The sequence below is a fragment of the Accumulibacter sp. genome (assembly GCF_029255145.1).
GTDB lineage: Bacteria > Pseudomonadota > Gammaproteobacteria > Burkholderiales > Rhodocyclaceae > Accumulibacter.
Genome location: NZ_JAPUVQ010000125.1, coordinates 1 through 6,347, shown reverse-complemented (window position 1 = coordinate 6,347; position 6,347 = coordinate 1). Strand labels below are relative to the sequence as shown.

At 63.3% G+C, this 6,347-nt stretch carries 8 protein-coding genes; 4 read left to right on the top strand and 4 right to left on the bottom strand.

Going from position 1 to position 6,347, the window contains the following annotated elements; all coding sequences use genetic code 11:
* The first annotated feature begins 387 nt into the window (after nucleotides 1-387).
* Both Q1L50_RS14645 and Q1L50_RS14640 read left to right on the top strand, forming a co-directional pair.
* Nucleotides 388-1,245 carry a TIGR04255 family protein gene (locus Q1L50_RS14645; protein ID WP_300339990.1) on the top strand — a complete coding sequence of 286 codons (858 nt, stop codon included), beginning with the start codon at nucleotides 388-390 and terminating at the stop codon, nucleotides 1,243-1,245.
* 654 nt (nucleotides 1,246-1,899) lie between these two features.
* Nucleotides 1,900-2,778 carry a hypothetical protein gene (locus tag Q1L50_RS14640; protein ID WP_300339988.1) on the top strand — a complete coding sequence of 293 codons (879 nt, stop codon included), beginning with the start codon at nucleotides 1,900-1,902 and terminating at the stop codon, nucleotides 2,776-2,778.
* Nucleotides 2,779-2,834: 56 nt separating this feature from the next.
* On the opposite strand, the gene Q1L50_RS14635 is transcribed toward Q1L50_RS14640, so the two are convergent.
* Nucleotides 2,835-3,116: a hypothetical protein gene (locus Q1L50_RS14635; RefSeq protein WP_366145242.1), complete on the bottom strand. Its 282-nt coding sequence runs from the start codon at nucleotides 3,114-3,116 to the stop codon at nucleotides 2,835-2,837.
* Nucleotides 3,117-3,704: 588 nt separating this feature from the next.
* On the opposite strand from Q1L50_RS14635, the gene bfr reads away from it, so the two are divergent.
* Entirely contained in the window at nucleotides 3,705-4,178 is a 474-nt protein-coding gene (gene bfr / locus Q1L50_RS14630) for a bacterioferritin (RefSeq protein WP_300339986.1), read from the top strand.
* Nucleotides 4,179-4,293: 115 nt separating this feature from the next.
* Here bfr and dtd read toward each other — a convergent pair whose 3' ends face one another.
* Genes dtd through Q1L50_RS14615 form a run of 3 tightly spaced genes read right to left on the bottom strand, consistent with a single transcriptional unit; the run spans nucleotide 4,294 to nucleotide 6,211 of the window.
* Nucleotides 4,294-4,746, bottom strand: a complete 453-nt coding sequence (gene dtd, locus Q1L50_RS14625) for a D-aminoacyl-tRNA deacylase (RefSeq protein ID WP_300339984.1) — start codon at nucleotides 4,744-4,746, stop codon at nucleotides 4,294-4,296.
* Nucleotides 4,743-5,204, bottom strand: a complete 462-nt coding sequence (gene arsN2 / locus Q1L50_RS14620; protein ID WP_300339982.1) for an arsenic resistance N-acetyltransferase ArsN2 — start codon at nucleotides 5,202-5,204, stop codon at nucleotides 4,743-4,745. Before arsN2 ends, dtd begins: the two co-directional genes overlap by 4 nt.
* 14 nt (nucleotides 5,205-5,218) lie before the next feature.
* Nucleotides 5,219-6,211: a cation diffusion facilitator family transporter gene (locus Q1L50_RS14615; protein ID WP_300339980.1), complete on the bottom strand. Its 993-nt coding sequence runs from the start codon at nucleotides 6,209-6,211 to the stop codon at nucleotides 5,219-5,221.
* On the opposite strand from Q1L50_RS14615, the gene Q1L50_RS14610 reads away from it, so the two are divergent.
* On the top strand, nucleotides 6,104-6,347 hold a 244-nt coding region (locus Q1L50_RS14610; RefSeq protein WP_300339991.1), incomplete at its 3' end, for a hypothetical protein. The genes Q1L50_RS14615 and Q1L50_RS14610 overlap by 108 nt on opposite strands.

The following is a 6,347-nucleotide window of genomic DNA, read 5'->3' as shown; positions in this document are numbered from 1 at the left end:
TAGAGGCCGAAGTCTACGAGTTCATGAAATTTCACTGTTATGAATCCACAGCTTGTACGTGGTCCATTCAAGCGGTTGATTCGTAGCATTGGTAGGCGGAGGAAACAGCGGCGCTACTCCGGCGACCAGGAAATACTGGGCAGATCGCTTCAGTCGGGCCGCACCCGGCCAGAAGTTGCCGCTCGCTTCCCGCTTGCCGACCTTGGGGAATCGCCCCACGGGAAGGCGCAGAAAAAATCTACGTGGGCCGAATGGTCAGCGTGATTACCCTGGCGCCGGACATCGTGGCCGCCATCCTCCTGGACGACACTTTGCTGGGCCACGTCACGATGTTCGACCTAGCGGCGGATCCGCCAGCGCCGTGAGAGGAACCACGTCGAAGGCTGTATGGATTTGGTTCACTTCACAGTACACTTCACATTTGGCCATTTTGCGTTTATCGTATGTAGTATGACTTCTATCGTGGATCCATTTGTAGCTGCGTTGCCTTCGGAGGTGCCCCTCAAGGACGCCCCCCTCGTCCGCGTCATCGCACAATTCCGCTTCCCGGAAATCCTCTCGGTCGAGCAGCGAGACTTCGTGGCGCCTTTCCAAGAGGCGATCCGCAGGACGTATTCCGTGCTCCGGCAGGAGCAGACACAGGGGATTCTGTTGAGCCCCGGCGGCGCGGCTCCAGCGAAGCCGCAAATAGCGTGGCGTTTCAGCGACACGGAGGGGTTCTGGCGCGTTTCGCTCACCCCCGAGTTCTTGGCGCTCGAGACCACGAAATATGTGAGCCGTTCTGATTTCTTTGGCCGACTCAAGTCGCTTGCAGAAGCCCTCGACGAACACATCGAACCAGGCCAACTCGATCGTCTTGGCGTCCGCTATATCGATCGCATTACCGGCGATGCGGTCGATGACATCGCCAAGTTGGTCCGTCCGGAGGTTCGCGGCATCACCGGAACGATCGCTGCCACGCACGCCGTGCATGCGCTTTCCGAGTCGATGTTCGAACTGCCGGAGGCGCGGGTGCTTGCTCGCTGGGGCTGCCTCCCCCCAGGCGCGACCGTCGATCCTGCCGCGATTGAGCCTGAGAACGAGAAGAGCTGGATTCTTGACCTCGACATGTTCAGCGCTGCTCCGATGCCGTTTATCGTCGAGGATGTCGTTGCGGAGGCACAGCGCTACGCCGAGCGCATCTACACGGTCTTCCGCTGGGCGGTGACAGACGACTTCCTTGTACGCTATGGAGGCAAGCCATGAGAAGCCTTGAGATGCATCCTCCTGTCAATGCCACTTCCGCCGCTGGCGCAATGCTCATGCGGCAAACTCGTGGGCCGGTACTTCTCGGGGTCATGCTTGCTGGCATCGGAACCTCGACCGCATATACGCTTCCGGCCGACACGGTGCTGCATTCGCAGCGCGTAGCAGTTCGAACGACAGCTGGCACATCAGTGTCCGCGGCGACACCCTCGGGTTCCGCGATCGGCGAACTGCGGCGTATGAGCGGCCTTACTTGGGATCAACTCGCACGTCTGTTCAACGTTAGCCGCCGGTCACTTCACTTTTGGGCGAGCGGCAAGTCGATGGCGCCAAGTAACGAGGAGCACCTCCAACGCCTCCTTGCCGTGGTGCGGAAGGTTGACCGGGGTTCCGCGAGCGCCAACCGAGCGATATTGCTCGGTGTACGCGAGGACGGAAACATACCGTTCGACTTGTTGGCAGAGGGGGGCTACGAGCGCGTTCTCTCGCTACTCGGGCCAGGCGAGGGGCGCCGGGTTTCGCCGCTGAAGCTCTCGGAAGAGGCGCGTACAGCACGTGCACCGCAATCGCCGGAGGAACTCGTCGGCGCGCTCCAAGACCGCATTCATCGCGATGGCGGGACAACCCGTGCGGCGAAGAGTGTGAGGGTTCGGGGTGGCGGCTGAGAGTGCGCAGGACCCGCTGATCAGATCGATCGACAACGTTCTCGCGGCGTGGCGCCAGGGGGACTGCGCCCTGGGTGAGCACTGGTTCGTGCACCGGCTCGACAAGTCGATCGCTGTGACCGACGCTGGCCGAGTTGCTGCCGAGGCAGGTGCAGATCTGGCCGAGCAGGAAGTCCAGGGATTCGTCGTCGTCACTCAGACATGCGATGTTGTTCGTTCGTGCGCCGAGCGCCCCTTCGTCGAGATCTGCCCACTTGTCGAAGTCGATGATGATCGACTTCGCGAGATCCAACGGGGTCGACGCCCCGCCTACGCGTTCGTGGTGCTACTGTCAGCGCGCAGGCTCGTTGCCGACCTCGATCGTGTGATGACTGTTGAGAAGCCCCTTTTGGCAACGTGGGAGCGTACTCCAGGGTGGAGCACCGATGCCGAAGCCCGAGCCTTCGCGCTCGCGCTATCGCGAAAGCGCGTCCGCTTCGCTTTCCCGGACGACTTCACAGCGCTTGCGAGGAAGCTCCAAAGCCGTATGGCGGACAAGCACGAGAAGAACACCGGCGAGGGCCATGGCCTTCGAGCGCTTCGCGAGATCCGTGTGCACGCCTCGCCTTCGTGGGACGCACCTCAGGTTGACATCTTCTTCTGGTTCGTCCGCAACGAAAGTGACGCGGACTTCGAGGGAAAGAACTGGGCGGACCTCTCGAAGGAGTGGCTCAAACTCGTACCGACGACGGGCCGGTTCAAGTCCATCGAAGGCCAAGTCCTCACGTTGCAGGACATGAATGCCGGGGAGTATGTCGACAGCGATCCACTCGATCTTGACCACCTGTCAACTGGATTGAGTTCCAACGACGGCTTTCCGCAAGCATGATAGTCGCCTTTGGGTCGCCCTGCGGGCACCACCCCGCATGGCTCGCGACGAGTCTATCACTCCGCCGGCAGGTTCTCGCGAACCATACCAATCCTCTTGCGTTGATCCTCCCACAACACCGGCGGACTGATCGCAAGCTCATGCACACCTACGCCCTGCGGCAAGCTTTCATCCAGAATGGCCGCCACGATATCGGGCGCGAGCGTGGTCAGGTTGAGCATGCGGCGCATATGGCTGTTGTCGATCTTCTCGCGGGCGGCGAGTTCGATGATGGTTCGTGCTTCGCCAAATTCCAGGATGGCCAGCCAGCGATGCCCGCGAGCCAGCGCCAGCCGCATCGGCGTGGCAGCGACATCCCTGGGCCTGGGCTTGGTGGTTTCGGGGAAGTGCCCTATGATGCTCTACGTCTGTTGTGCGGAACCTGGACGCGCACGTCTGCCCTGAAAGCGGGGAACAGTTCATCTCGCCGTGGGGACGCCAAGCCTTGGCGCACGCATTAAGGCTGAACGGCTGGGCAGCTGCTATCTCGCGAGGCAGCGGTCAAACTCACTGCAGCCGTGACCACTGCCGCCTCCCCAGATCTTCCACGCAGGTCAGGAAGCGTGCCGCCCGCCAGCCAACCAGGCAAGCCACTCCAGGCGCATTGAACCACCGCACCGTGGCAAGCGGAATACCGCTTCGTCGTCGGCAAATAGCGGTTAGCATGGGCGCCGGCGCGTGCGATACAGCGATCGACAGCGACAGCGCGTAAGGCGTAGCGATGCGGCCGCCTGCCGACGCGGGTGAATTGCGCGGACAACTTGCTGTCTGTAACGGGGTGCCAGCCGCTGCCTGGCAGCTCATGCCCTGGAGAAAGCCCTGGCGGCACGCGCTTCCCCCATCACCCGCCGAGAGGTGGTTTGCGGTACCTTGAAACGGAGAGCTTCATGAAAGGTGACAAAACGGTCATTCAGCTGCTGAACAAGCAGCTGGCCAATGAACTTGCGGCGATCAACCAGTATTTCCTGCACGCCCGGATGTATCAGAACTGGGGTTTCAACGCACTCGGCAAGCACGAATACGACGAGTCGATCGAAGAAATGCAGCACGCCGACAAGCTGATCAAGCGCATCTTGTTTCTCGAGGGTCTGCCAAAGATGGAGGCGCTGAGCAAGCTGCTGATCGGAGACGACGTTGCTGGCTGTCTGGACGGCGACCTCAAGCTCGAACGCGGCGCACACGCCGACCTCGTCGCCAGCGTTGCCCACTGCGAATCAGTCAAGGATTACGTCTCGCGCGACTTGCTGCAGGAGATCCTCAACGACACCGAGGAGCATGTCGACTACCTCGAGACGCAGCTCGACCTGATCGAGAAGGTCGGCGTACAGAACTATCTGCAAACGCAGATGGGAATGGTGTAAGCAGCGCGAACGGCTTCGGCATCCTGACTCTCGTTGCGTGCCCGCGCCAGCGTGCGAGCCAGGTGGCCTCCGGGCCAGCTCCCGTCTTGGGCGGCAACTGGCGAACGAGCTGCGGCTATTCCGGCTGGCGCGAATCGATGCTGATCGTCACCGGACCATCGTTGACCAGGTGAAGCAGCATGTCGGCGCCGAAGACGCCGGTGTGCACGCGACGGCCGAGCGCTGCGTCGAGATGCCCGACAAAGCGCTCGAACAGCGGCTGCGCCAGCGCCGGTGGCGCAGCACGACTCCACGAGGGACGATTGCCTTTCCTGGTCGATGCGAAGAGCGTGAACTGGCTGACCGCCAGGACCTCGCCACCGACGTCGACGACGCTGCGGTTCATCACCCCGGCGGCATCGGCGAAGATTCGCAGCCTGGCCAGTTTGGCGGACATCCAGCCGAGGTCGGCGTCGGCGTCACATGTTTCGAAACCGGCCAGGACCAGCAGCCCCGAAGCGATGGCGCCGGTCACCCTGCCATCGACTTCGACGCGCGCCGAGGCGACGCGCTGGACGACAACCCTCATGGCGCCGTTTCCCCACGCAGCGTCTTGACCATGCACACCGCCGACGCCGGACAGATACCGCTGAATTCGCTGGTCGCGGCGATGGCCGGCGGGACCAGCCGGCGAGGCAGCTCGGCAAACCCGCGTGCAGCGAAGAAGTCCCGCGCGGTGGTGGTCAGCAGAAACATCTGCTGCTGCCCATTTGCCCACGCGCGGCGCTGCAGCGCGTCGACCAGCCGGCCGGCCAGGCCCCGCCGGCGATGGCTGGTCGCCACGGCGAGTGAACGCAGCAGCACCGCTTCACCGCAGGACTGCAGGCCAGCGACGGCGATCACTCGCCCAGCCACGCGAGAGATCAGAAAACCCGGCAGATGCCCCGCGCCGAGGTCGGCGACCGGCAACGCGCACGCGTCGAGAAGCGCCAGCAGCTCCGGCAATTCGTCCGCCGCGGGGGTGTTCAGTGTCGGCTCGGCGTCCACCGGGTCACCGCCATTCAACTTCCCGGCGACAAGCGCTGCGCGCCGGCAGGCAGCCAGCGCACGGTGTTGTGCAGCGGCTCCGGCTGCAGCGTCACGTGCGTAATGCCCTGCTCGGCCAGCGCGTGCCGACTGGCAGCGAGAACCGCCGGCCAGTGCTCCAGCGAGTCGACCACCAGATGCGCTGACAGGGCGATGCGGCTGGAAGACAGCGTCCAGATATGCAGATCGTGCACCGACGCCACCCCCGGCAGGCCGGCCAGCACCCGTCCGACCTGCTCGGTCGACAGGCTGACCGGCACGCCCTCCATCAGCGCCTGCAACACCTCGCGCAACAGGCGCAGACTGGAAACGAGCATCAGCGCGCAGATCAGTAGCGAGAGCAGCGGATCGACCGTCGTCCAGCCGGTCCACATGATGACCGCGCCGGAAACCAGCGCGGCGACCGAGCCGAGCAGATCACCGAGCACGTGCAAGAGTGCGCCGCGGGTATTCATCGTCTGTTCGCCGTGCATCAGCAGCCAGGCGACACCAATGTTGAGGCACAGACCGACCCCCGCGACCACGGTGACCGCCTCGCCATTGACCACCCCGGGTTCGAGAATGCGGCGCACCGCCATCACCGAAAGGCCGACCACCACCACGACCATGAACACCACATTGGCCAGCGCCGCCAGCGTCTCGATTCGGCCATAGCCGTAGGTGTGTCGCTGCGTCGGCGGGCGTTGCGACAGCCACGCGGCAAAGGCGGCGAGGCCCAGCGACGCACTGTCGGTGACCATATGCCCGGCGTCGCCAAGCAGCGCCAGTGAGCCCGACCAGACGCCGGCCAGCGCTTCGACGACGGCAAAACCAAGGGTCAGTACCAACGCCCAGATCAGGCGTGGTCCGGCGTCCGCTCGATGATGATGCGCGTGGCTTCCGTTGCCGCCGTGGTGATCGTGGTGATCATGGTGGGCGCCACGCTCCTGCTCGTGCTGATGGTGATCGTGGTGGCCTTGGTCGCGCATGGTTTCGGCATTCTAGCAGCCTGTCGGACTTCACGCTGGCTAAGCCGGCGCGTTTCACCATACGCAACAATCAAGCCGGATTTTCGTGATTTTCCGGCTTTTCCGAGGGTTTTCCCCTCATTTTCCCTACTGTGGG

Coding starts and splice junctions, on each gene's coding strand:
- Q1L50_RS14645 (WP_300339990.1), top strand. CDS start 388: ATGGATTTGGTTCACTTCACAGTACACTTCACATTTGGCCATTTTGCG.
- Q1L50_RS14615 (WP_300339980.1), bottom strand. CDS start 6,211: ATGCGCGACCAAGGCCACCACGATCACCATCAGCACGAGCAGGAGCGT.
- Q1L50_RS14635 (WP_366145242.1), bottom strand. CDS start 3,116: ATGCGGCTGGCGCTGGCTCGCGGGCATCGCTGGCTGGCCATCCTGGAA.
- bfr (WP_300339986.1), top strand. CDS start 3,705: ATGAAAGGTGACAAAACGGTCATTCAGCTGCTGAACAAGCAGCTGGCC.
- dtd (WP_300339984.1), bottom strand. CDS start 4,746: ATGAGGGTTGTCGTCCAGCGCGTCGCCTCGGCGCGCGTCGAAGTCGAT.